General features: G+C 71.8%; 25 protein-coding genes. 24 read left to right on the top strand and 1 reads right to left on the bottom strand.

Annotation, left to right across the window (positions count from 1 at the left end; all coding sequences use genetic code 11):
• Nucleotides 1–267: 267 nt before the first annotated feature.
• The 15 genes from BM362_RS20955 (at nt 268) to BM362_RS20885 (ending at nt 13,182) form a co-directional block, all read left to right on the top strand.
• Nucleotides 268–786, top strand: a complete 519-nt coding sequence (locus BM362_RS20955; RefSeq protein WP_067579029.1) for a cupin domain-containing protein — start codon at nt 268–270, stop codon at nt 784–786.
• An 11-nt stretch (nt 787–797) separates the two neighbouring features.
• The gene (locus BM362_RS20950; RefSeq protein ID WP_067579027.1) at nt 798–1,736 is read left to right on the top strand and encodes a PDR/VanB family oxidoreductase; all 939 of its coding nucleotides are present in this window, start codon (nt 798–800) and stop codon (nt 1,734–1,736) included.
• Nucleotides 1,737–1,745: 9 nt separating this feature from the next.
• Nucleotides 1,746–1,994, top strand: coding sequence for a hypothetical protein (locus BM362_RS20945; RefSeq protein ID WP_067579025.1), 249 nt, complete (start codon nt 1,746–1,748; stop codon nt 1,992–1,994).
• Between the two features lie 80 nt (nt 1,995–2,074).
• Entirely contained in the window at nt 2,075–2,296 is a 222-nt protein-coding gene (locus tag BM362_RS20940) for a recombinase-like helix-turn-helix domain-containing protein (protein WP_093574284.1), read from the top strand.
• A complete protein-coding gene (locus BM362_RS20935; protein WP_093574283.1) occupies nt 2,296–3,354 on the top strand; it encodes a Rieske 2Fe-2S domain-containing protein in 1,059 nt (352 codons plus the stop codon). The genes BM362_RS20940 and BM362_RS20935 overlap by 1 nt, the downstream gene beginning before the upstream one ends.
• Nucleotides 3,355–3,370: 16 nt before the next feature.
• The gene (locus BM362_RS20930; protein WP_067579019.1) at nt 3,371–4,297 is read left to right on the top strand and encodes a VOC family protein; all 927 of its coding nucleotides are present in this window, start codon (nt 3,371–3,373) and stop codon (nt 4,295–4,297) included.
• Nucleotides 4,294–5,073 carry an aspartate dehydrogenase domain-containing protein gene (locus BM362_RS20925; protein WP_244287227.1) on the top strand — a complete coding sequence of 260 codons (780 nt, stop codon included), beginning with the start codon at nt 4,294–4,296 and terminating at the stop codon, nt 5,071–5,073. The genes BM362_RS20930 and BM362_RS20925 overlap by 4 nt, the downstream gene beginning before the upstream one ends.
• Nucleotides 5,070–5,858 (top strand): alpha/beta fold hydrolase, encoded by a 789-nt coding sequence (locus BM362_RS20920; RefSeq protein WP_067579015.1) that lies wholly within the window; start codon nt 5,070–5,072, stop codon nt 5,856–5,858. Before BM362_RS20925 ends, BM362_RS20920 begins: the two co-directional genes overlap by 4 nt.
• The gene (locus tag BM362_RS20915; protein WP_093574281.1) at nt 5,855–6,595 is read left to right on the top strand and encodes a 3-oxoacyl-ACP reductase family protein; all 741 of its coding nucleotides are present in this window, start codon (nt 5,855–5,857) and stop codon (nt 6,593–6,595) included. Before BM362_RS20920 ends, BM362_RS20915 begins: the two co-directional genes overlap by 4 nt.
• 11 nt (nt 6,596–6,606) lie before the next feature.
• Complete coding sequence (locus tag BM362_RS20910) at nt 6,607–7,395, top strand: SDR family oxidoreductase (RefSeq protein WP_067579010.1); 789 nt, start codon at nt 6,607–6,609, stop codon at nt 7,393–7,395.
• Between the two features lie 13 nt (nt 7,396–7,408).
• Nucleotides 7,409–9,034: a thiamine pyrophosphate-binding protein gene (locus BM362_RS20905; protein WP_093574280.1), complete on the top strand. Its 1,626-nt coding sequence runs from the start codon at nt 7,409–7,411 to the stop codon at nt 9,032–9,034.
• A 12-nt stretch (nt 9,035–9,046) separates the two neighbouring features.
• Entirely contained in the window at nt 9,047–9,637 is a 591-nt protein-coding gene (locus BM362_RS20900; RefSeq protein ID WP_067579005.1) for a dienelactone hydrolase family protein, read from the top strand.
• A gap of 133 nt (nt 9,638–9,770) precedes the next feature.
• Nucleotides 9,771–11,153, top strand: coding sequence for an MFS transporter (locus BM362_RS20895; RefSeq protein WP_093574279.1), 1,383 nt, complete (start codon nt 9,771–9,773; stop codon nt 11,151–11,153).
• A complete protein-coding gene (locus BM362_RS20890) occupies nt 11,150–12,049 on the top strand; it encodes an MBL fold metallo-hydrolase (RefSeq protein ID WP_244287226.1) in 900 nt (299 codons plus the stop codon). Before BM362_RS20895 ends, BM362_RS20890 begins: the two co-directional genes overlap by 4 nt.
• 14 nt (nt 12,050–12,063) lie before the next feature.
• Nucleotides 12,064–13,182 carry an FAD-dependent monooxygenase gene (locus tag BM362_RS20885; RefSeq protein WP_093574278.1) on the top strand — a complete coding sequence of 373 codons (1,119 nt, stop codon included), beginning with the start codon at nt 12,064–12,066 and terminating at the stop codon, nt 13,180–13,182.
• An 86-nt stretch (nt 13,183–13,268) separates the two neighbouring features.
• Here BM362_RS20885 and BM362_RS20880 read toward each other — a convergent pair whose 3' ends face one another.
• Nucleotides 13,269–13,748, bottom strand: a complete 480-nt coding sequence (locus BM362_RS20880) for a DoxX family protein (protein ID WP_093574277.1) — start codon at nt 13,746–13,748, stop codon at nt 13,269–13,271.
• A gap of 88 nt (nt 13,749–13,836) precedes the next feature.
• Here BM362_RS20880 and BM362_RS20875 point away from each other — a divergent pair, with 88 nt between their 5' ends.
• From BM362_RS20875 to BM362_RS20835, 9 genes are all read left to right on the top strand, one after another.
• A complete protein-coding gene (locus tag BM362_RS20875) occupies nt 13,837–14,412 on the top strand; it encodes a TetR/AcrR family transcriptional regulator (RefSeq protein WP_067578997.1) in 576 nt (191 codons plus the stop codon).
• A gap of 151 nt (nt 14,413–14,563) precedes the next feature.
• Nucleotides 14,564–15,058 (top strand): hypothetical protein, encoded by a 495-nt coding sequence (locus BM362_RS20870; protein WP_067578995.1) that lies wholly within the window; start codon nt 14,564–14,566, stop codon nt 15,056–15,058.
• Nucleotides 15,055–16,221 (top strand): WXG100 family type VII secretion target, encoded by a 1,167-nt coding sequence (locus tag BM362_RS20865; RefSeq protein ID WP_067578993.1) that lies wholly within the window; start codon nt 15,055–15,057, stop codon nt 16,219–16,221. Before BM362_RS20870 ends, BM362_RS20865 begins: the two co-directional genes overlap by 4 nt.
• A gap of 7 nt (nt 16,222–16,228) precedes the next feature.
• Nucleotides 16,229–17,050: an ESX secretion-associated protein EspG gene (locus tag BM362_RS20860; RefSeq protein WP_067578989.1), complete on the top strand. Its 822-nt coding sequence runs from the start codon at nt 16,229–16,231 to the stop codon at nt 17,048–17,050.
• A 36-nt stretch (nt 17,051–17,086) separates the two neighbouring features.
• Nucleotides 17,087–17,869: a transglycosylase SLT domain-containing protein gene (locus BM362_RS20855; protein ID WP_067578986.1), complete on the top strand. Its 783-nt coding sequence runs from the start codon at nt 17,087–17,089 to the stop codon at nt 17,867–17,869.
• Nucleotides 17,870–17,879: 10 nt separating this feature from the next.
• Nucleotides 17,880–18,986, top strand: a complete 1,107-nt coding sequence (locus BM362_RS20850) for a CHAP domain-containing protein (protein WP_093574276.1) — start codon at nt 17,880–17,882, stop codon at nt 18,984–18,986.
• Nucleotides 18,983–19,282 carry a YbaB/EbfC family nucleoid-associated protein gene (locus tag BM362_RS20845; RefSeq protein WP_067578984.1) on the top strand — a complete coding sequence of 100 codons (300 nt, stop codon included), beginning with the start codon at nt 18,983–18,985 and terminating at the stop codon, nt 19,280–19,282. Before BM362_RS20850 ends, BM362_RS20845 begins: the two co-directional genes overlap by 4 nt.
• Nucleotides 19,282–19,857 (top strand): hypothetical protein, encoded by a 576-nt coding sequence (locus tag BM362_RS20840; RefSeq protein WP_198545248.1) that lies wholly within the window; start codon nt 19,282–19,284, stop codon nt 19,855–19,857. The genes BM362_RS20845 and BM362_RS20840 overlap by 1 nt, the downstream gene beginning before the upstream one ends.
• 509 nt (nt 19,858–20,366) lie before the next feature.
• Entirely contained in the window at nt 20,367–20,558 is a 192-nt protein-coding gene (locus tag BM362_RS20835) for a hypothetical protein (RefSeq protein WP_037814825.1), read from the top strand.
• Nucleotides 20,559–21,044 lie beyond the last annotated feature (486 nt).

Below are 21,044 nucleotides of genomic sequence, written 5' to 3'. Positions count from 1 at the left end.
GGCCGGGCGGCTCTTGTCGCAGCCGGAGCGGAGGGCGGGGTTGCCGCCGGTGATCCCCTCGCGGACCTGCGGCCGCGGCCACCCGGGCGCCAAGGTCCGCGAAGCCCCGCACGGCGCGCGAGCCGCCGGGAACCGCCGGAAAGAATTTTAGGCCTGAGGGGTTGTGCGGATCACAGCCCTCGGGGTACAACCCTTATCAGTAAGTCTCTTAGACCTAAGGCATTCGGCGGCGAGCCCGCCGAGGACCACCGGAGGAGTTGCCCCGCGATGACCACCACCGAAAGCACGAATCAGCACCTTGAGGAGCTCATCGACTCGTGCATCGCCGCTCGCGAGACGCGGTACGAGGACTGGGACACCCTCGGCTTCCAGGCCGCCGCGAAGGGCGACGAGTTCCGCCGCGCGCAGATCCGCTACATCGGCTCCGGCGCGACCGGCAACCACGAGGGCGACGCCCGCCAGCTGCCCTCGGAGCACTTCACCTTCTCCAACATGCGGCTGCCGGTCGGCGCGATCGGCCCGGAGCACACCCACCACGACGTGGAAGAGGCGTTCTTCGTCCTCGAAGGCACGCTGGAGGTGACCGTGCACGACGTCGAGGACGGCACCAAGACCGCGACCCGCGTGCTCGGCTACCGCGACCTGATCCGCGTGCCCGCCGGGGTGCCGCGCAGCCTGCGCAACGCCGGCGACACCGACGCGCTGTTCTGCGTCATCATCGGCGCGCAGAAGCCGCAGCTGCCGACCTACCCGCCCACCTCGCCGATGCACGGCGTCACTCGCTGAGGACGACCGCGATGCCGACGATGCTGCGGGTGCACCGGACGACGTGGCTGGCCGACCGGGTCACGCAGGTGGAACTGCGCGATCCGGAAGGAAAGCCGCTGCCCGGCTGGGAGCCGGGAGCGCATCTTTCCCTGCACCTGCCGAACGGGCTGGTGCGCGAGTACTCTCTTTGCGGCGACCCGGCCGATCGGCACAGCTGGACGGTCGCGGTGCTGCGGGAGGAATCCTCGCGCGGCGGCAGCGCGTGGGTGCACGAGCGGCTCACCGCGGGCAGCGTCCTGCCCGTCGAGGGCCCGCGCAACACCTTCGAGCTGCACGACGCTCCGGAGCACCTGCTCATCGCCGGCGGCATCGGCGTGACCCCGATCCTCGCGATGGCCGGGAAACTCGCCGGCGGCCGCGCGCCGTGGTCCATGCTCTACTGTGGACGGTCGCGCGGCGGAATGGCTTTCCTGGACGAGCTTTCCGGCCTCGCCGGGGACCGGCTGGAAGTACACGCCGACGACGAGCACGGCGGTCCGCCCGATCTGGCCGCGAGGCTGGCCGGGCTCGCGCCGGGCACGGTCGTGCACTGCTGCGGCCCCGAACCGCTGCTCCGCGCGGTCGAGGCGGCCCTGCCGGAAACGGCCGCCCTGCGGGTCGAACGCTTCCGGGCCCCCGAGGCTCCGGCAGCCGCGCCGGGAACGGGATTCGACGTCGTGTGCGCCGGTTCCGGGACCCGGGTCGCGGTCGCCGCCGACGAGTCCATTGTGGACGCTCTCGGCCGCGCCGGGATCTCCGTGCCGACCTCGTGCCGCGAGGGCGTGTGCGGGACCTGTGAAACGAAGGTGCTCTCCGGCGAGCCGGACCACCGCGATTTCGTGCTCGACGACGACGAGAAGGCGACCGCCGGGACCATGATGCTGTGCGTGTCGCGGTGCCGCTCCGCCGAACTCGTTCTTGACCTCTAGGAGCCGGCCATGGCCGGACACACCCACCGGCAGCTCGCCGTGCTGCGCGCCGCCGCCGCGGGGCACGTGGAAATGACGTGCAGCCGCGAACCGCACCTTTACGTCGACGGCCTCGCCTGCTGCGACCCGACACTCGGGCACCAGCTGGCCGGGCTGCTCGCCCCCGAACCGGCCGCTCCGCGCGGACCGGGGCTGCGGGTGCCCGCGGTGCTCACCGCCGCCGGGCAGGCCGCGCTCGCCCCGTCCGCCGCCGCTTGAGCGTCGTGAGCGGCAATCCCGGTGAGAACCGGCATCGCCACTCACGAGGCCTGACCACCACGAACCGAAGGGAACGCCCGATGCCGCTGCAGCTGCGGCCGGTGCAGAGCCGCACCGCCCCGCCGACGAGCTACGAGAACGCGCTGTCCGACGAGCTGGAAGCGGTCTACGGCCGGGGTGTGCACGACCTGCCCGGCGTGGTCTCCGCGCTCAACGCGGGCGGCCTGCGCCCGGCCGACGGCTCCGACTGGACCGAAGAGACGTTCACCGCCGAACTGGCGCGGCTGGCGGGGGAGGCGTGATGGCGACCAGAACCGCTGAGGAGCTGCTGGCGCTGGGCCTGCGCGACCGCTGGTACCCGCTGTGCCCGTCCGGCACCGTCAACCGCGGCGAGCTGACCCGCATCGAGCGGGCCGGGGAGAAACTGCTGCTCTGGCGCGACTCCGCAGGGGTCGTGCACGTTCAGGAAGACCGCTGTCCGCACCGTGGCGCGCGGCTTTCGCTCGGGGTGCACATGGGCGACCGGGTCGCTTGCAACTACCACGGCGTGCAGGTGGACGGCGACGGTGTCGTCGTGTCGGTCCCGGGCAGCCCCGGATGTGCGCTGGAGGGCCGTCGCGCGCTGCGGACGTTCCCGGCGGAGGAACACGCCGGTGCGGTGTTCGCCTGGTTCGGCTTGGACGAGGCCGCCGAGCCGACGCCGTTGCAGCTGCCGGACCCGATCGCGGGCGGCGAGTGGGACGCCTTCCCCTGCTACGTCGAATGGGACGCGCCGTATGGCTACTCCCTGGACAACCTGCTCGACCCGATGCACGGCGCGTTCCTGCACCGCAACAGCCACACCATGTTCGGCGGCAAGCGCGAGGCCGTCTTCCAGATCCGCGCGATCGACGACGGGTTCGTCTTCGAGAAGACCGACCAGCGCGGCGTGAACTTCGACTGGGTGCAGCTGACCGAAGCCGGCGCCCAGTGGGTCACGCTCGACATCCCGTACCCGGAAACCGCCGGTCCGGGCGGTGCGTTCACTATCGTCGCGGCGCTGTGCGCGATCAACGAAACCCAGCACGCGGCCTTCTTCTGGCGCTGCCGCAAGGTTTCCGGCTGGGAACGCGACAGCTGGCGCGTCCTCTACCGCAACCGGCTCGAAGCCCGGCACTGGGCGGTGCTGGAGCAGGACCGCGAGATGGCCGAGGCGATGCCGCTCGACGCGTGGGACCGGGAAAACCTGTACCAGCACGACATCGCGCTCGTCCGGATGCGCCGGTTGCTGCGGTCGGAAGCCCGCCGCCAGGCCGCCGTGCTCGCCGCTCCCGCCGCAGCCCCCGCGACTGCCGCGCCCGTGCCCGCCCCGACCCGCTGACCTTTCAGGAGGCCTCATGTCCGCCGAACCCATCGCGCGGCTCCGCGCCCTGCGCGCGGTGACGCTGCGTTCGACGCAGTGCGCCGATTCCGGCGAGTTCTACCGCGAAGTCTGGGGGCTGCAGCAGGTCGAAGCCGACCGCGGCGCTGTGTGGCTGCGCGGTTCCGGCGACGAGCACCACGTGCTCCAGCTCGAACAGGCCGACCAGAACGCGCTGGGCAAGATCGCCTTCGCCGTCGCCACTGCGCGCGAGGTCGACGCGGCCGCCGCCCGCCTGGCCGCGCACGGCGTTCCGCTGGTCACCGAACCCGGCAAGCTCGACCAGGTCGGCGGCGGGTACGGCCTGCGCTTCGCCGATCCGGAAGGCCGGCTGGTGGAGCTGTCCGCCGAGGTCGACGCTGTGGTCCCGGGCGATCCGTACGGGCGCGCCGCGGTGCCGCGGAAACTGGCGCACGTCGTGCTCAACACGGCCGACATCGACGCGGCCTGCGAGTTCTACACGCGGGTGCTGGGCATGCGGATCTCCGACTGGTCCGAGCACCAGATGGCGTTCCTGCGCTGCAACGCCGACCACCACGTGATCGCCTTCAACCAGGCGGAATTCGCGTCGGTGAACCACATCGCGTACGAGATGAACTCGATCGACCATTTCATGCGCGGCATCGGGCGGCTCAAGCACAACGGCGTCACGCCGCTGTGGGGTCCCGGCCGGCACGGTCCGGGCAGCAACACGTTCGGCTACTTCGCCGACCCGGCCGGGCTCGTCTGCGAGTACACCTCCGAGGTCGCGCAGGTCGAGGAAGACGCGTGGCTGTGCCGGGTGTGGCGGCGCACGCCGGAGCTGTCCGACCTGTGGGGCACCGCGGGTCCGCCGTCGAAGGACGTCCGCGCGCACATGCGCGGCGTGCCGGATCCCGGCTACTCGGCGTGGTGGCAGTCGTGAAGGTAGGAGTGCTGGGCGCGGGGTCGATCGGTTCGGTCGTCGCGGAGGCGCTGCGCGACGGGCTGGTCCCGGGCGCGGAGCTGGGCGGGGTGGTCGATCCGGCGCTTTCCCCGGCGGGACTGCCGATGTGCGCGCTGCCGGAGCTGCTGTCCGTTTCGGACTTGGTGGTCGAGGCCGCCGGGCAGCGGGCGCTGGCGGACGCCGGACCGCAGGTGCTGTCGGCGGGGTGCGACCTGCTGGTGGTTTCGGTCGGCGCGCTGGCGGCGGACGGGTTGTTGGAGAAGCTGCTCGCGGCCGGGCCGGGTGCGGTCCAGTTGTCGACTGGCGCGATCGGCGGGCTTGACCTGTTGCGTTCGGCGGCGCTGCTCGGGCGGTTCGAGCGGGTGGTCATCGAGACGACGAAGAAGGCGTCTTCGCTGGTCCAGCCGTGGATGTCCGCGGAAGAGGCTGACGCGCTGCGGGAGGCGACCGCTCCGGTCGAGCTGCGGCGCGGGCCTGCGCGGGAGATCACCGCGGCGTTCCCGAAATCGGCGAATGTGGCTGCGTCGGTGGCGTTGGCGGTGCGGGATTGGGACGTCGTGGAGGCGGCGGTGATCGCCGATCCGGCCGCGCCGTTGACCTCGCACGTGATCACCGCGGCCGGGCCGGCGGGGGAGTACCGGTTCGAGATCCGGAACCGGCCGTCGCCGCAGACGCCGACGTCGAGCCGGGTCGTGCCGTACGCGGTGCTGTCCGCGCTGGAAGCGCTGGCGACGCCGAGGGCGGTGTTCCGGTGACCTCCACAGTGGACGGTGTGCAGGTGCGGATCGCCGGGGACGGCAGTCCCGTGCTGTTGCTGCACGGCATCGGCGGTTCGAGCGCTTCGTTCGACGCGCAGCTGGCCGGCCTGGCGCCGAAACACCGCGTGCTGGCTTGGGACGCACCGGGTTACGGCAGTTCGGCCGATCCGGAAAAGCCGCTGGGCATGGCCGGATACGCGGCGCTCGTCGGCCGTCTGCTGACCTCGCTGGACGCGGCCCCCGCACATCTCGTGGGCGTCTCGTGGGGCGGCGTGATCGCGACCCGGGTCGCGCTGGACTATCCGGAGGTCGTGCGGTCGCTGGTGCTGGCCGATTCGACCCGCGGCTCCGGCATCGACTCCGAGCGGGCCGCGGTGATGCGGGCCCGGCCGGGCGAACTGAACCGGGTGGGTGCGGCGGAATTCGCGCGCCGGCGCGCGCCTCGGCTGCTCGCGCCTGGCGCGGATCCCGCGGTGGCGCAACGGGTCGAGGACATCATGGCGGGGATTCGGCTGCCCGGGTACACCTCCGCCGCGGAATCGATGGCCGAGACGGACCACGGTCCTCGGCTGTCCCGGATCTCGGTGCCGACGCTGGTGCTCGTCGGCGAGCACGACCAGGTGACCGGGGTGTCCGAGTCGCGACGGCTCGCCGCGTCGATTCCGGGCGCACGGCTCGAAATGCTCCCCGGCGGGCACGCGGCGAATCAGGAAGCGCCGCACCGGTTTTCCGCCGAGGTCGTGGACTTTCTGTCCCAAGTGGACTCGGTGGTGGCGCGATGAAGGACCGGCTGTATGTGGTCACCGGCGCGGGCCGCGGGCTAGGCTGGGCGATCGCCCGCGAGATCGGCCGTCAAGGCGGTCGCGTCGTGATTGCCGAACGTTCTCCGGACCGGGCCGCGGACGGGGTCGCCCGGTTGCACGCGGAGGGCGTCGAGGCACACCGGATCGACACGGATGTCGCGGATCCGGAGTCGGTCGAGGCTCTGGCGGACGCGGTCGCGAAGCTCGGCCCGTTGCACGGCCTGGTGAACAACGCGGCGATGGCGGACGGCGTGGGCGGCAAGCACTTCGCCGAGTTGGACGTCGAAGCGTGGGACACGTTGATGACCGTCAACGCTCGCGGTCCGTGGCTCGTCTCCCGGGCGCTGTATCCGCAGCTCGCGCGGACCGGCGGACGCATCGTGAACCTCGCCTCCGACGCCGCCCTGTACGGCTCGCCGCGACTGGTCCAGTACGTGGCCTCCAAGGGCGCGGTGATCGCGATGACTCGCACGATGGCGCGGGATGGCGGCCCGGACGGCGTGACGGTCAACGCGGTCGCGCCCGGGCTGACCGAAGTCGAAGCCACTGCGGGCATTCCGCGGGAGCGGCACGAGCTGTACGCGATGAACCGCGCGCTGACCCGGCCGCAGCAGCCGGAGGACGTCGTCGGTTCGGTGGCGTTCCTGCTGTCCGACGCGGCCTCCTACATCACCGGCCAGACCCTCGTGGTCGACGGCGGATTCGTCTGCAGCTGAAGGGAAAACCCGTGGATTTGGGATTGAAGGGCGCGGCGGTGCTCGTGACCGGGGCCAGCTCCGGCGTCGGGCTCGCGACCGCGGCCGCGCTGCTGGCCGAGGGCGCGCACGTCGCCGCCTGCGCCCGCGACGGCGTCCGGCTGGAAAAGGCCCTCGCCGATCTGCCCCGCGCCGAGGGAGCCCGGCTGTACACCGCGTCCTGCGACGTGCTCGACCAGGCGCAGGTGGAAACGTTCGTCGCCGAGGCCGCCCGTGAGCTGGGCGGCCTGGCCGGGGTCGTGAACAACGCGGGCCGGTCGCTGATGGCGCGGCTCGCCGAGACCACCGACGGCCAGTGGCGCGCCGAGCTGCACCTCAAGATCTTCTCAGTGCTGCACGTCGTCCGGGCCGCGTTGCCGTGGCTGCGGACGGCGGCGAATCCGGCTGTGGTGAACGTGAACGCGATCCTCGCGCGGCAGCCCGAACCCCGGTTGGCGGCCACTTCGGCGGCGAGGGCGGCGCTGCTCAATCTCTCCACGACTCTGGCGGCCGAATTGGCCGGGGACGGCGTGCGGGTCAACTCGGTCTGCCTCGGCCTGGTCGACACCGGACAGTGGCGACGCAGGTACGAGGCTTCCGGCAGCGGGCTGTCCTTTGTGGACTGGTCAGCGGAGCTGGCTGCCGGCCGGGGGATTCCGCTTGGCAGGCTCGGCACCGCGGAAGAGGTCGCTTTCCCCATCGTCACGCTGCTTTCGCCGCGTGCCTCCTACGTGACCGGCGCGACGATCGACGTCGGCGGCGGCATCGCCCGTTACGTCTAGAAGGGACGGACCCATGAATCACGGTCACGGAGGCGAGCTTCTCGTTCGCCTGCTGTCCGAAGCCGGCGCGGACACCGCCTTCGGCGTGGTGAGTGTGCACAACCTGCCGCTGGTGGAAGCGGTCGCGCGGCATTCGCGGTTCGTGCCCGTGCGGCACGAAGCAGCCGCGGTGAACGCCGCCGACGGATACGCACGCGCCAGCGGCGGCCTCGGCGTCGCGATCACCAGCACCGGCACCGGCGCGGGCAACGCGGCGGGCGCGCTGGTCGAGGCGCTCACGGCGGGCAGTCGCGTGCTGCACGTGACCGGCCAGATCGACTCCGAATTCCTCGGCAGCGGCCGCGGCGTGATCCACGAGACGCGTGACCAGATCGGCATGCTGACCGCGATTTCCAAGCACGCGGTCACGGTGACGTCGGTGGAGACCGCCGAGGAGACGCTGCGCGCGGCGATCCGGCACGCGCTGTCGGTGCCGAGCGGCCCGGCGAGCGTCGAATGGCCTATCGATCTGCAGTATTCGCGACACGAGTTCCGTCCTGGCTCGCTTGAGCCGGCGCCGATCCCGCCGCCCGACGCCGCTGTGCTCGCGGAAGCCGCCGAATTGCTCGCTGCCGCACGCCGTCCGGTGTTCTGGCTCGGCGGGGGAGCGACCGGCGCGCGCGACGAGGTGCGCGCGCTCGCGGAACGGTTCGGTGCGGCAGTGTTCACCAGCAACTCCGGCCGCGGCACGGTGCCGGAGAACCACGAACTGGTCGTCGGGAACTTCGCCGCGCACGAGCAGTCGGCCCGGCTCCTCGCCGACGCCGACCTGCTCGTCTCGATCGGCACGCACTTCCGCTCGAACGAAACCAAGCACTACCACCTCGCGTTGCCCGAGCGGCACCTGCAGATCGACGTCGACGCCGAAGCGCTGGGCCGCGTCTACCCGGCCACCGTCGGAGTGCGAGGCGATGCCGCGACCGTGCTCGCCGGTCTGTCCACTGTGGAAGCCAACACCGAACCGGGCTGGCGCGACCGCGTCATCGAGACCCGGAAAGCCGTGCGGGACAGCCTGAACGAGGCGATCGGCCCGTACGCGGAGATCTGCGCCGCACTGCGCGAGGGCCTCCCGGCCGAGTCCGTGATCGCCCGCGACGTGACCATCCCGTCCAGCCAGTGGGGCAACCGGCTGCTGGACATCCACGACCCGCGCACCAACGTGTTCCCGGCCGGCGGCGGCATCGGACAGGGCCTGGCGACCGGCATCGGGGCCGCGCTCGCGACGCCGGACGCGCCGACCGTGGTGATGGTCGGCGACGGCGGCCTCGCGGTGCATCTCGGCGAGCTGTGCACGCTGGCGCAGGAACGGCCGTGGCTCGCGCTGGTCGTGTTCAACGACGGCGGATACGGCGTGCTGCGCAACATGCAGGACCACCACCGCGGACAGCGCGCCGGCGTCGACCTGTTCACCCCCGATTTCGCGCGCCTGGCGCAGTCGCTGGACCTGCCGCACACGCTGGTGTCGAAGCCGGGCCAGTTCGCCGACGCGCTGGCGAAAGCGGTGGCCCAGCACGGTCCGTCGGTGATCGAGGTGGACGTGACCGCTTTGCCCGCGACGCCGCGGCCGTTCGTGCCGCCGGTGCCGGTTCCGGAGAGCTGAGGGAGACCAGCCGTGGGAGGCACCATCGAAGCTGCCGAAGTCCGCCATCACGGGCACGGACCCGCGAATCGCCGCCGCCGGGTGGTGCGGACGTCCGCGCCGCTGCTGGTACGGCATCCGCCCGGCCGCGTGCGCGGCGCGGTGCTCGTGCTGCACGGCGCCGCCGGGCTCGACGAACCCGTCGAGAACTGCTGCCGCACGCTCGCAAGCTGCGGATACGTCACTGTCGCGCCGCTGTTCTACTACGAGACCGGCGGCCACACCTTCGGCCAGGACAAAGCGGAGGCCGCGTTCGCCGCGCTCGCGCTTTCCGACCTCGAAGCCGACCTCGCCGGCGCGCTCGACTACCTCGGGACCCGGCTGGGAATGCCGCGCCACCGCGTGGCCGCCGCCGGTTTCGGCTCCGCCGCCCACCTCGCCGAACTGGCCTCGGTGGACCTCGCCGCCGCTCTCGGGCCCGCGCCGCCACCGTGGCCCGGCACGCCCGGATTCGACCCGCACGCACCCGATCGGCTCGTGCTGCCCGCCGGACCTTCCGCCGCGGACGACCTGGTCCGGTTCCTGGACGCCGGACTTTCCTGCGGCCCCGCGTCAAGTCCGTGAGGGGAACCCGGACGGACTCCGATTCCCGCAGGGTTCCCCGCACCGACACGCACCCGCCGCGAGGCCTTGAGTTCGTGGCATCGCTCCCGAACCCCCGACGATCGACTGCACGCTCCGGCTCCGAGGAGGGCCCATGAGTATCGCCGCCACCCCCGAGGTGACCCAGCGGGACATCGCCGCCCGGCTGGAACGGCTCCCGATGTCGCGATGGCAGGTCTCGATTCGCCTGATCATCGGCATCGTCACGTTCTTCGAGGCGTTCGACCAGCTGCTGATCGCCTACACCCTGCCGGTCATCGGCCGCGAATGGCACATGACGACCGCCGCCAGCACCGCGACGCTGACCATCGGCTCGATCGGCATGCTGCTCGGCGCGCTCGCCTCCGGCTGGGCCGCCGACCGGATCGGCCGCGTCAAGGTGATCACCCTGTGCGTCGCCGTCACGGCGTTGTGCAGCCTGGCGATGACGTTGTGCACCGCGCTGCTGCCGTTCCTGATCCTGCGGTTCGTCCAAGGCCTGGCGATCGGCGGTGAAGTGCCGACCGCGGCCGCGTACATCGCGGAGATCAGCCGGGCTCGCCGTCGCGGCCGTTTCGTGTTGATGTACGAGATCGTCTTCCCGGCCGGGCTCGCGGTCGGCGCGCTGGTCGCGGCCTGGGTCATCCCGCACTGGGGCTGGCGTCCGCTGTTCGCGCTGGCCGCCGTTCCCGGTCTCGCCGCCGTGCTGCTGCAGCTGCGGATCCCGGAATCGCCGCGCTGGCTCGCCGCGCACGGGCACACCGAGAAGGCCGAGGCGACGATGTCGCTGATCGAGCGCCGGGTCGAGGAGTCGCTCGGCCGACCGCTGCCTCCACCCGCCGTGACCACCGCGGTGCCGGCGGCGGCGGCCGCGAAGCGCAGTTCGTTCCGCGACCTGTTCGCCGGTCGCTACCGGCGGCGCACGCTGATGGTGTGGACGATCTGGTTCGTCGGCTACCTCGCCAACTACGGCATCACCTCGTGGCTGCCGACGCTGTACAAGGGCTCGTTCCACCTCTCGATCGGCCAGGCGCTCTGGTACAGCACCGCCACGTCGGTCGCCGGTCTCGTCGGCTGCCTGATCGCCGCGCTGGTCGTGGACAAGCTCGGCCGCCGGATCGTGCTGGCGGCGGGCTTGGGCGGGACGACCGCGATGCTGGTCGTGCTGGGCGCGCTCGGCGCCGGGACCCCGTTGCAGCTGCTGGTGTGGTCGTCGCTCGCGGCGATGTTCAACTTCGCGGTGAACGTCTGCCTGTACCTGTACACGCCGGAGCTGTACCCGACCCGCAGCCGCGCGCTGGGCGTCAGCCTCGGCGGCGTGCTGAACCGGTTCGGCCTGATCCTCGGTCCGATCCTGGTCGGCGCGCTGTACGCGGGCGGCGGCGGGCTCGCCTCGGTGTTCCTGGTGCTCGGCGGGATCTGCCTGGCCGGTGCGCTGGTCGCCGGGTTCTTCGCCGAGGAGACCAAGGGCCGCACGCTGGAAGAGGTTTCGCCGTGACGGACGCGCTGCGCGTGGTCCTGCTCGGCACGGCGGCCGGGCCGTACCCGGCGCCGGGCCGGCAGGGCTGCGCGAACGCGGTGGTGGTCGGCGGACGCGTCTACCTGGTCGACGCGGGCTACGGGACGCTCGGCAAGTGCGTCGCCGCCGGGCTGTCCCTGCGCGATCTGGCCGCGGTGTTCGTGACGCACCTGCACTCCGACCACGTCGCCGAACTGTTCACGCTTTTCCTGCTCGGCTGGGGCCCGGCCAACCAGGGCGTCATCGATCCGGTGCCGGTCTACGGCCCCGGGCCGGACCCGAGCGATCCCGGTCCGCCCGCCGCGGGCACCGAGGGTCTGGTCGCAGGCAGTCTCGCCGCGTTCGGACAGGACGTCGCGGTGCGGCAGCGGACCAGCGACCGGCCGCGGCTGGCCGGGCTCATCCGCCCCGCCGACCTCTCGGTGGCGGCGGGTGCGGAAATCGTGGTGCACGAGGACGATCGGGTGCGCGTGACGGCTCGGGCTGTCCCGCATCCGCCGTTGCGGCTGGCGCTGGGCTACCGGTTCGAGACCGAACACGGCGTGGTCGCCTTCTCCGGCGACACCGCCCGCAGCGACGCGGTCGGCGAGCTGGCCGCGGGCGCCGGCTTGCTGGTGCACGAAGCGATGGAGCCCGATTTCTACCGCAGCATCGGCTATTCGCCGAAGCTGCTGGACTTCCTCGCCGCCTCGCACACCTCGCCGGCGGACGTCGGCCGGGTCGCCGCGGCGGCCGGGGCCCGGCGGGTCGCGCTGTCGCACCTCGGCCCGGCCGATCCCGCCCGCCTCGACGACGAGGGCTGGCTCACGCGGGTCCGCCCGCACTACTCCGGCCCGGTCGTCGTGGGCCACGATCTGCTCGACCTCACTGTCTGAAAGGAGCTTGCGCTGTGCCGGAAATCGCGATCGTCGGCGGCGGGATCGGCGGCCTGGCCGCCGCTGCCGCCCTGCGGAAGGCCGGATTCTCGCCGGTCGTGCACGAACAGGCGGCCGGATTCGGCCGGGTCGGCGCGGACATCAACCTGACGCCCAACGCCGTCCGCGCCCTCGACGGCCTCGGCGTCGGCGGCGAACTGCGCGAAACCGCCGCGCGGCCGAAGTTCCGGATCAGCCGCACCTGGGACACCGGCGAAGAAACCTCGCGGCTGCCGATGGGCGACGAGGCCGAACGCCGCTACGGCTCGCCGCAGCTCACCATGCACCGCGCGGATCTGCTGGCCGCCTTGGAACGCGCGCTGCCGGACGGCGTCGTCCGCTTGGGACACAAGCTGACCGGACTGTCCACAACGGACCGAGTCGAGCTGGACTTCAGCGGCACCAGCGTTTCCGCCGATGTCGTGATCGGCGCCGACGGCATCCACTCCGCCGTCCGCACCGCGTTGTTCGGGGCGGAACACCCGGAGTTCACCGGTGTGGTCGCGTACCGCGCGGTGCTGCCCGCGGGCTCGGTGGACGTGCCGAACCTGGACTGTTTCACCAAATGGTGGGGTCCGGATCCGGACACGCAGCTGGTGACTTTCCCGCTCAACCGCGGCGAGGACGTGTTCGTCTTCGCCACGACGAGGCAAAGCCAATGGCGGCACGAATCCTGGACCGCCCCGGGGGATGTCGACGAGCTGCGCGAGGCGTACCGGGGCTTCCACCCCGAGGCCCGCGCGTTGCTGGAGGCGTGCGATTCGGTGCTGCAATCCGCGCTGTACGTCCGCGATCCGCTGCCGAACTGGTCTTCCGGCCTGGCGACGCTGCTGGGCGACGCGTGCCACCCGATGATGCCGTTCATGGCGCAGGGCGCGGGAATGGCCGTCGAGGACAGTGTCGTGCTGGCGCGAGCGCTGGCGGCGTACCCGAACATCGAGGTCGCGCTGAAGGCATACCAGGCGGCCCGGCTGGACCGGACCCGCGAAGTGCAGCTTGCCTCGCGGGGCAACAGCTGGCTCAAGCAGAGCGGGACGAACTCGGCCGCGGCGGACGCCATCTACGGATACGACGCCTGGCACGCGCCGGTGTGACCCGGGGTCGCGAGTGGCAATGCCGGTGAGAACCGGCATTGCCACTCACGAGACCCCAGCCCCCGGCACACCGCCGCTCTCCCGCTTCACTTCACACCGCCGCTCTCCCGCTGCACCGACCTGCGGCGGACTTCGCCGACCAGCACCGTCACGGCCGCCGCGAAGAAGACCGCCTGCATGGCTGTGCGCCACGGCAGCTCGTCCCACCACGGAAGGTTCTCGCCGGTCAGCGCCAAGTGGACGTTGGCCGGGAACATCACCGCGAGGAGCATGGCGAGCCCGCCCGCGGCGAGCAGTCTCAGACGAGGGATCAGCAGCCCGATCGCGCCCGCCCATTCGGCCAGTCCGGTGAGCGTGACGAGCAGTTCGGGCGCGGGCAGCCACGGCGGCACCATCGCCACCAGGTCCGCGCGCAGGAACGCGAAGTGGACGAATCCGGTGAGCAGGAACATCGCCGCGAGGCCGGTGCGCACCGCGGCCTGCAGCGGAGCGGCGGGCGTGCCCCGGACCAGGCAGACGACGAACGCGGCGACGCTGACCGCGACGAGCGTGACGAGCGGTTCCATGGCAGGGCCCCCCGTTAATCTTGTCAGTGACTAGACGCAGGTTAGCCGCTTCGTCTAGTCACTGACAAGTTCATGGCATACTCGGGGCATGGCACGGCGTTATCACCACGGCGACCTGCGGCAGGCGGTGCTGACCGCGGCCGTCGAGGTGCTCGGCGAATCCGGTCCGGCCGCGGTCAACCTGCGCGATCTGGCCCGCCGGGTCGGGGTCTCGCACGCCGCCCCGGCACACCATTTCGGCGATCGCACCGGCTTGCTCACCGCTGTGGCCGCGCAGGGATTCGACCTCCTCGCGGATACCCTCGCGGAAATGTCGCCCTCGTCGGACCTGCTCGAGGCCGGCGTCGCCTACGTCTCGTTCGCGGTCGCGCACCGGGCGCATTTCGAGGTGATGTTCCGTGCGGACCTGCTCCGCGGCGACGATCCGGACCTGCGGGCCGCGCGGCAGCGCAGCGGCCAGGCGCTGGACTGGGCCATCGCCGGGTTCCGGGACGGAAGCGTCGATCCGGTGGTCGCCGGCGCGGCGGCCTGGTCGCTCGTGCACGGGTTCGCGACGCTCTGGCTGCAGCGGGCGCTGCCCGCGGACCTCGGCGACGACGTTCGGGCGGCCGCCCGCGCGGTGGCGGAACTGCTTGTCCGGGGTGCGAACCCGCCTGCTGGCTGACCCGCGCGCCCCCGTCCGGGTGATCGGCGGAACCGCGGTCGCGCCGCGGTCGTCTCATCGCCGACTTTCCCGGACCGGATGCCCGCGGTCCGGACGGCTGACATACTGGTGCGCGCGTCCGCCGAGGACGCCTGCTGGGAGGTGGACTGGGGTGAGTTCGCACCGGGTTACGGACTGGTCGGACGTCCGTGCGCTGCACAAGAAACAGGCCAAGGAGACGCACCGGTCCGGGCGGCCGGAGACGTCGGATTCCGTGCGGGACCCGTCCGGGGCGGGCACCGCCGAGATCGTCGCCGACACCGGCGTCATCGAGCTGGACCCGGCCGAGATCGCGGCGGCCGACGCGGAGCTGGAGAAGCGCCAGCAGGAGCTGACCGCCTGCCTCGAACAGGCCAAGCAGCTCGCGCATCCGCTCAAGGACGGCACCAGTCCGGTCGCCGCGCACCTGCGGCAGGCGTTCGGCGTGCGCGGATCCGCCGACGGCGGCGCGCAGGCGATCCTGCAGCAGTACCTCGACGAGCTGTCGTCCCTGCGGGAGGCCATCCGCCGGGCCGGCGCGGGGCACGTCCAGCAGGAAAGCGACGCGAAGGATTCGCTCGACGCGCTGGGCCGCCGGGCGGACGACGGGGGAGGGACGCCGGCATGAGCCGGACACCGGGTTACGAACGGCTGCCGTACGAGAAGCACCGCAAACGCCGGTTGTGGAGCGAGGACCACCCGCCCACCGCCAGGCAGCGCAGGGTCCTGCGGCGCACCAAGCTCGCCCAGCGGGCCAACCTGAAGGACGCGTCCTTCGGCAAGATCAACTGGAACGCCTGGGCGCACACCACGCTCTACGACATGATCATGACCGCGGACCCGGTCGAAATGGGCGCGTCGGCGCACCAATGGGGGAAGCTGGCGTACGACGTCGACTCGGCGACCTCCGCGGTGCACAAGACGGTGCAGAAGCTGCTGCTGTCCTGGCGCGGCGGCGCGGCCGGGAACGCGGCGCAGTCGGCGTCGAAGCTGACGTCCTGGGGCACGGGCGCGAGCGAGACGATGCGCACGGTCGGCGACAAGCTCGACCACTACACGAGCGCGGTCGAAACGGCGAAGCACAAGATGCCCGAACCGGTGTTCTACGCGGCGGAAAACCAGTTCCGCGACGGCTACGACCTCAACGCGGCCAGCGGTCCCAGCGGCGCGGTGATGGTCGATCAGCTCCTCGACGACCACCTGCCCGCCAAACGCGCGGCCTCGCACGCCAAGGCCGAGGCGGTCCGCGTGATGGAAGGCTACGAGACCTCCAGCAAGGGCGTGCACGACAAGCTGCCGCATTTCACCGACGCGCCGGCGGTCACGAACGTCGACCCGGAGGGCCGCTCGCGGAGCGAATCGCGCGGCTCCAGGGATGCTTCCGGTTCCCCGGACGCGGGCCTCACCACGGCTTCGTCCGCTCCGGCGGGAGGCGCCGGGCTGCTGCCGGGGGCGAGCGGTCCGGGCGGAACCGCCGGGATGCCGGGATCGCTGGGCGGCGGGCCGGGCGGCGCGCTCGGTTCCGGAGCGGGCGCCGGAAGCGGGAGCGCGATGCCGGGCGGGCTGCTGGGCGGCTCGGCCGGAGCCGGTGCCGGCGGCGCGGCGGCCGGTGCGGCTGGCGCCGCGGCAGGCATGCGCGGCGGCAGTCCGATGTCCGGCGGGTTCTTCCCGCCGATGGCGGGTCAGCGCGGCGACGGCTCCGACGACCACCAGAACCGCTACACCAAGGGCAGTTCCTTCGACTTCCTCGAGGACCTGCCGGACGCGTACCCGCCCGTGCTGGGCGAGTGAGGCGGGGATGGCCAGACATCTCCCGGCGGTCGACGGCGTAGCGCTCTCGCACCGGGAATTCGACCTGCTGTGGTCCGATTTCGACCTCGGTCCCGCGCCGTATCCGCTCGACGTGCCCTCGCACGGCGCCACGATGGACGAACGCGACCAGCTCGGCGCCCAGGTCGCGGAAAGCCTGGCGGCGGCCGGGCTGCTCGACGAGGACGACGAACCGCATCCGCGGCTCGGCCAGGTGTTCGCGGTGCTGGCCGAACCGGTGTTTTCGGTCGACCTGCTGGTGTTCCGCGATCCGCCGCTGCGCGCGCTGGCCGCGGCCGGGCGCAAACTGGGCGTGCTGGCCGTTCTCGACGCGGACGAGCTCGCGCTGCGGCCGTGCCTGCCCGACGACGTCCCGCAGCTCGCCGCGAGCGTCGTCGGCCCCGCCGAACCCGGGCCGGGCAACGCGGTACGGTTGCCGCGCTCGGTGTTTTCCGAGGCGATGCAAGCGTTTGCGGACAGCGGGCACGCCGCGTTCGAGCGGGTGCTCGGCCGGGCCGGTCTCACCGGTCGGGACCTGCGGGCGATTTCGACGCTCGTCACCACGCCGCGGGTCGCGTACGGACAGTTCGCGGTGAACGGTCCGGGCGGTCGTTCGCCGGTAGTCGCTTGGTACGACACGGAGGCCGGGCGGTACGGCGCGGTCGTGCGGGAGTCCGCGGGCACGAAGTGGGTCACTGTCGCGCCCGCGGACCACGCGTGGCTCGCCGACCGGATGCAGGAACTCGGACGCGGGGTGTCGTCCGTTCGGGGGACAAGGGAACCTGAAGACGAAGAGTTCCGTCTCACTTAGGGCAGCGGCGAGGCGCCCTGCTGAAGGGGGCAGGAAATGAGCAAGTTGTCGGCCGAGGAAATCGCCCAGCACGCGTACCGGGCCGGGTTCCGCGGGCACGCGCTGACCACCGCGGTCGCGGTGGCGCTGGCGGAATCGGGCGGGAACACCCGCGCGCACAACGGGACCCCGCCGGACAACTCGTACGGGCTGTGGCAGGTCAACATGCTCGGCTCGCTCGGGCCCGCCCGCCGCCACGAGTTCCATCTGCGCTCCAACGACGAACTGTTCAACGCGGACGAGAACGCCAAGGCGGCCTGGGCGATTTCGGGGCACGGCAAGAGCTTCCAGCCGTGGTCCACCTACACCAACGGCGCGTACAAGAGCCATCTCGCCGCCGCGCGCAAGGCCGCCGAGGATGTCGCCCGCCACCACGGCAAGGGCGGGCACCACCCGCACAAACCCGACCGTCACCCGCACAAACCGCACCACGGCAAGGGCGGCAAGGACGGCGGGTTCAAGGCCGATCTCGAACAGTTCCTCGCCTACGAGCGCACCACCGAGCACGTCGCGGGCGAACTGGCCTCGGTCGGCAGGAAGACGGTGCACCGGGTCACCGGGATCGCGAAGGACAGCTTCGGGAAGGTCGGCCAGGAAACAGGATTCTCCGACGCGCTGGGTGATTTCAGCCGTTCGCTGGAATCGCAGGTGCGGGCCACCGGAGCGCACGCGCGCACGCTGAGCGCGTCGGTTTTCCGGGCCCGGCAGGCGTACGCGGGCGCGGATTCCGACGCGAGCGCGGCGATCAGCGAACACGACATCAAGGGCATTCTGGGCTGAGGGGGAATCCGTGCTGGACACCGCAGGGGTCGCGACGCTGTTCGCGGACGAGATGAAAACGCACCACGGCAAGCTCCGGGGCAAGGCCGCGGACTCGCAGGCCGCGCAGCACGCGCTGCGGCAGGCGGCGCACGAGATCACCGAACAGTACGAGGCGCAGCGCAAAGCCGCGCACGCCCTGTTGAACACCTGGCACAGCAAGGCGAATCCGGCCTTCGAGCACGACACCGGCAAGTTCGGCCGCGATCTCAAGGTCACCGCGCAGGCGAGCACGCACGGGGCCAAAGTGGTCAGCGAGGTCACCGACGCGCTCGCCGGGCGGCACCAGGCCACCGGCAAACTGATCGACGAGTTCGTCGCGAAGGCGCGCAAGATCATCGACGCCGGATACGTCCTGGCGCGCAACGGAAGCCCGGCCGCGCTGCTGATGGCGATCGGCGACGTAGCCGACCTCGCGGGCAAGTACCTCAAGGAATCCGGCGGGCACCTGAAGAACGCCCGCGCGGAGATGGAAGAGGCGGCGCGCAAGCTGCGTGCGCTGCAGAAGGACCTGAACCACGACGGCGTCGCCGACCCGGGCGGAACGCACCGCGCCAAGCCTGGCGACCACCGTAAGCACGAGCAGCACAAGAAGCACGAAGCGCACAAAAAGCACAAGCAGCAGCACGGCAAGACGCACGCGAGCCACAGCAAGAAGGTCGACAAGATCCTCGATCACGCGCGGCACAACCTCGGCTACCACGAGGGCCCGAACAACCGGAACAAATGGGGCCCGACCGGACAGCCGTGGTGCGCGTACTTCGCGACGTCGATGTGGCGTTCGGCCGGGGTGGACATCCCGAAGTACGGTTTCACCGGCGACGTCTACAAATGGGGCCAGCGCCACCACCTCGCCTACGACCGCGGCGCGCTCGCGCACAACGCCCGCCCCGGCGACACCATCCTTTTCGGCGACGGTCCGTCGTGGGGGCACAGCCAGCACATCGGGATCATCGAAAAGGTCGAGGGCAACAAGATCACCACGATCGAGGGCAACGCGAACGACCAGGTCGAGCGCCTCACGTACACGCTGCCGCGCGACCTGCACAAGTTCTACGGCGGAGTGCACCCGAAGTGAGCATCACCGGCACCGCGCGGCACGCGGGGGTGACCGTCGAGGTCGCCCCCGGCGGAGCTGTGCGCACCCTGGAACTGACCGCGGACGCCCTCCGCGCCGGCGGCCCCCGGCTGGCGGCCGCGATCCTGCACGCGGTGCGGGAAGCGGCCGCGGAGGCGAATGAACGCGCCCGCCGCGCCGTGGAAGCCGAACTGGGCGATCTCGGCGGCGCCGAGCTGAGCAGCCTCGGCCTCGGCTCGGAGAAGGACCTGGCGGACCGCGCCGAAGACACCACACCGGACACCTGGAGGGTGTGATGGCGGAGGCGGAACAGGAGAACGCGGCCGACGGCCGGCACCCGGACGCGGATCCGGCCGAGCGGTTCGGGCGCGGAGACCCCGCGGGGGAGTCGCACGAGCATCCCGGCGATCCCGCCGGGGACGAACGAGGGATCGACGAACTCATCGAGATCGCCGAGGAAATCCCGGACCAGCTAGGTCTGTCCGAAGGCCTCGCCGCCCTCCGCGCGACGGCCGGCCGCGAGGGACTGAGCGTCACGGTGAACATGCACGGCATGCTCGTCCACCTGGACATCGGCGAAGCCGCCCTCGAACTGGGCCCGGACGCACTGGCCGCGGAGATCTCGCGACTCAGCACCGAGGCAGGCACGCAGGCGTTGCACCAGGGCCTGCGTGCCGTCCGCGCGGGGTGCGTCCCGGCGGTCGCGACGGCGGTCGAAGACGCGCTGGCGCTGGACGACGTTCCGGAGCCAGCTCCAACGCCCGACCAGGAAGCCCCGCACGAGCCTGAACCGGCTCCGGTCGCGCGGCGCCGGGCTCCAGTCGAGGAGCAGGACGACGGAGGGTTTGTGCTCAAGCCGGTCAAGGACTGAGCGGCGCGCGGGCCTCACCTGAGGGTCTTGACCCGGCTCCGGTCTCGCGGTGCTGGTCGATGATCGAGACGGCGAAGGGGCACCCAGGCTTCCTGCCCGGGGCCCGTCGCATCATGGCAGCGACCTCCGAAGGAGGCCAGCGCCTGCTGCTCTCCGCAACGCTCGACGGTGTCTGCGAAGCGCTGAAGCCGGCCAAGACCCGAACACCGGGCGCTCGGTGTATCTCCGAGTGCCCGCCCGTGGGCCTGCCCCGGTCCCGCTGCGGGGTGCCTTGGTCGACGAAGGGTTCGTGCCTCAACCCGGTCAAGACTGGAACATTGCGGCACCCGCCTCTCCCCGGGTGTGTCTCCGAGTGCCCGCCCGTGGGCTTGCCCCGGTCCCGCTGCGGGGCGCCCCGGTCGACGAAGGGTTCGTGCCTCAACCCGGTCAAGACCCGTACACCGCGCGGCACCCGCCTCCCCGGTGCGTCCCCCGAGCGCCCGCCCGCCGCCGATGCCATCCTGGGAGGCATGACCCACTACGCATTGACCCAGTCCGTGGCGATCGCGACCGACCTCGAGGCCAAGGGGTTCCTCGGCACGGTCGGCAAGATCGCCGCCGCCACCGTCATCTTCTTCATCGCCATCGGCCTGATCGTCGGGCTCATCCTCGGGTACTTCATCGGCCGTTCGGTCGGACGCCGCCAGGGCAGCGGCGGCTGATCGGGTTAACCCGCCTGTCCGGTACGGGACAGAACCTCGCGCGGGCCTTCACCGGCGCTCGCGCGAGTTTCTATTCTGGGCGGGAATTCACCCAGGCGAGAGGACGAGTCCATGCGGACCGTGCTCGTGCGCGCCTCGTTGACCGTCCCCGCGCGCGGCCGCCGCCGTCTGCGCGCTCTCGTGCGACACGCTCGACCCGTCGCGGGCCGGGGAAGAGAGTTTTCCCCTGCCCGACAAGGACATCAGCGGCCGGCTGCTGCGCCTGCACGTGTCCGGCCAGGACGGGATGCCTGGGCCAGCATCGACAACGGCCGCACCGGCGACACGGTGTGGCTCGACCGGTCCTGGGACGGCGGCAGCACCTGGGACGGCCTGCTGGGCAAAGCGAGCGTCCCGGACACGTGGACCGGCACCCGCACGCTCATCTACAACCTCACCGACCCCGTCGGCCACCGCCGCGGCCTGCTCCGGGCCTGCGGAGACGCG

Origin of the sequence: Amycolatopsis rubida (assembly GCF_900115345.1) — a bacterium.
Taxonomy (GTDB): domain Bacteria; phylum Actinomycetota; class Actinomycetes; order Mycobacteriales; family Pseudonocardiaceae; genus Amycolatopsis; species Amycolatopsis rubida.
The sequence above is the reverse complement of the archived record's forward strand: the minus strand, read 5'-3'. Positions and strand labels throughout refer to the sequence as shown.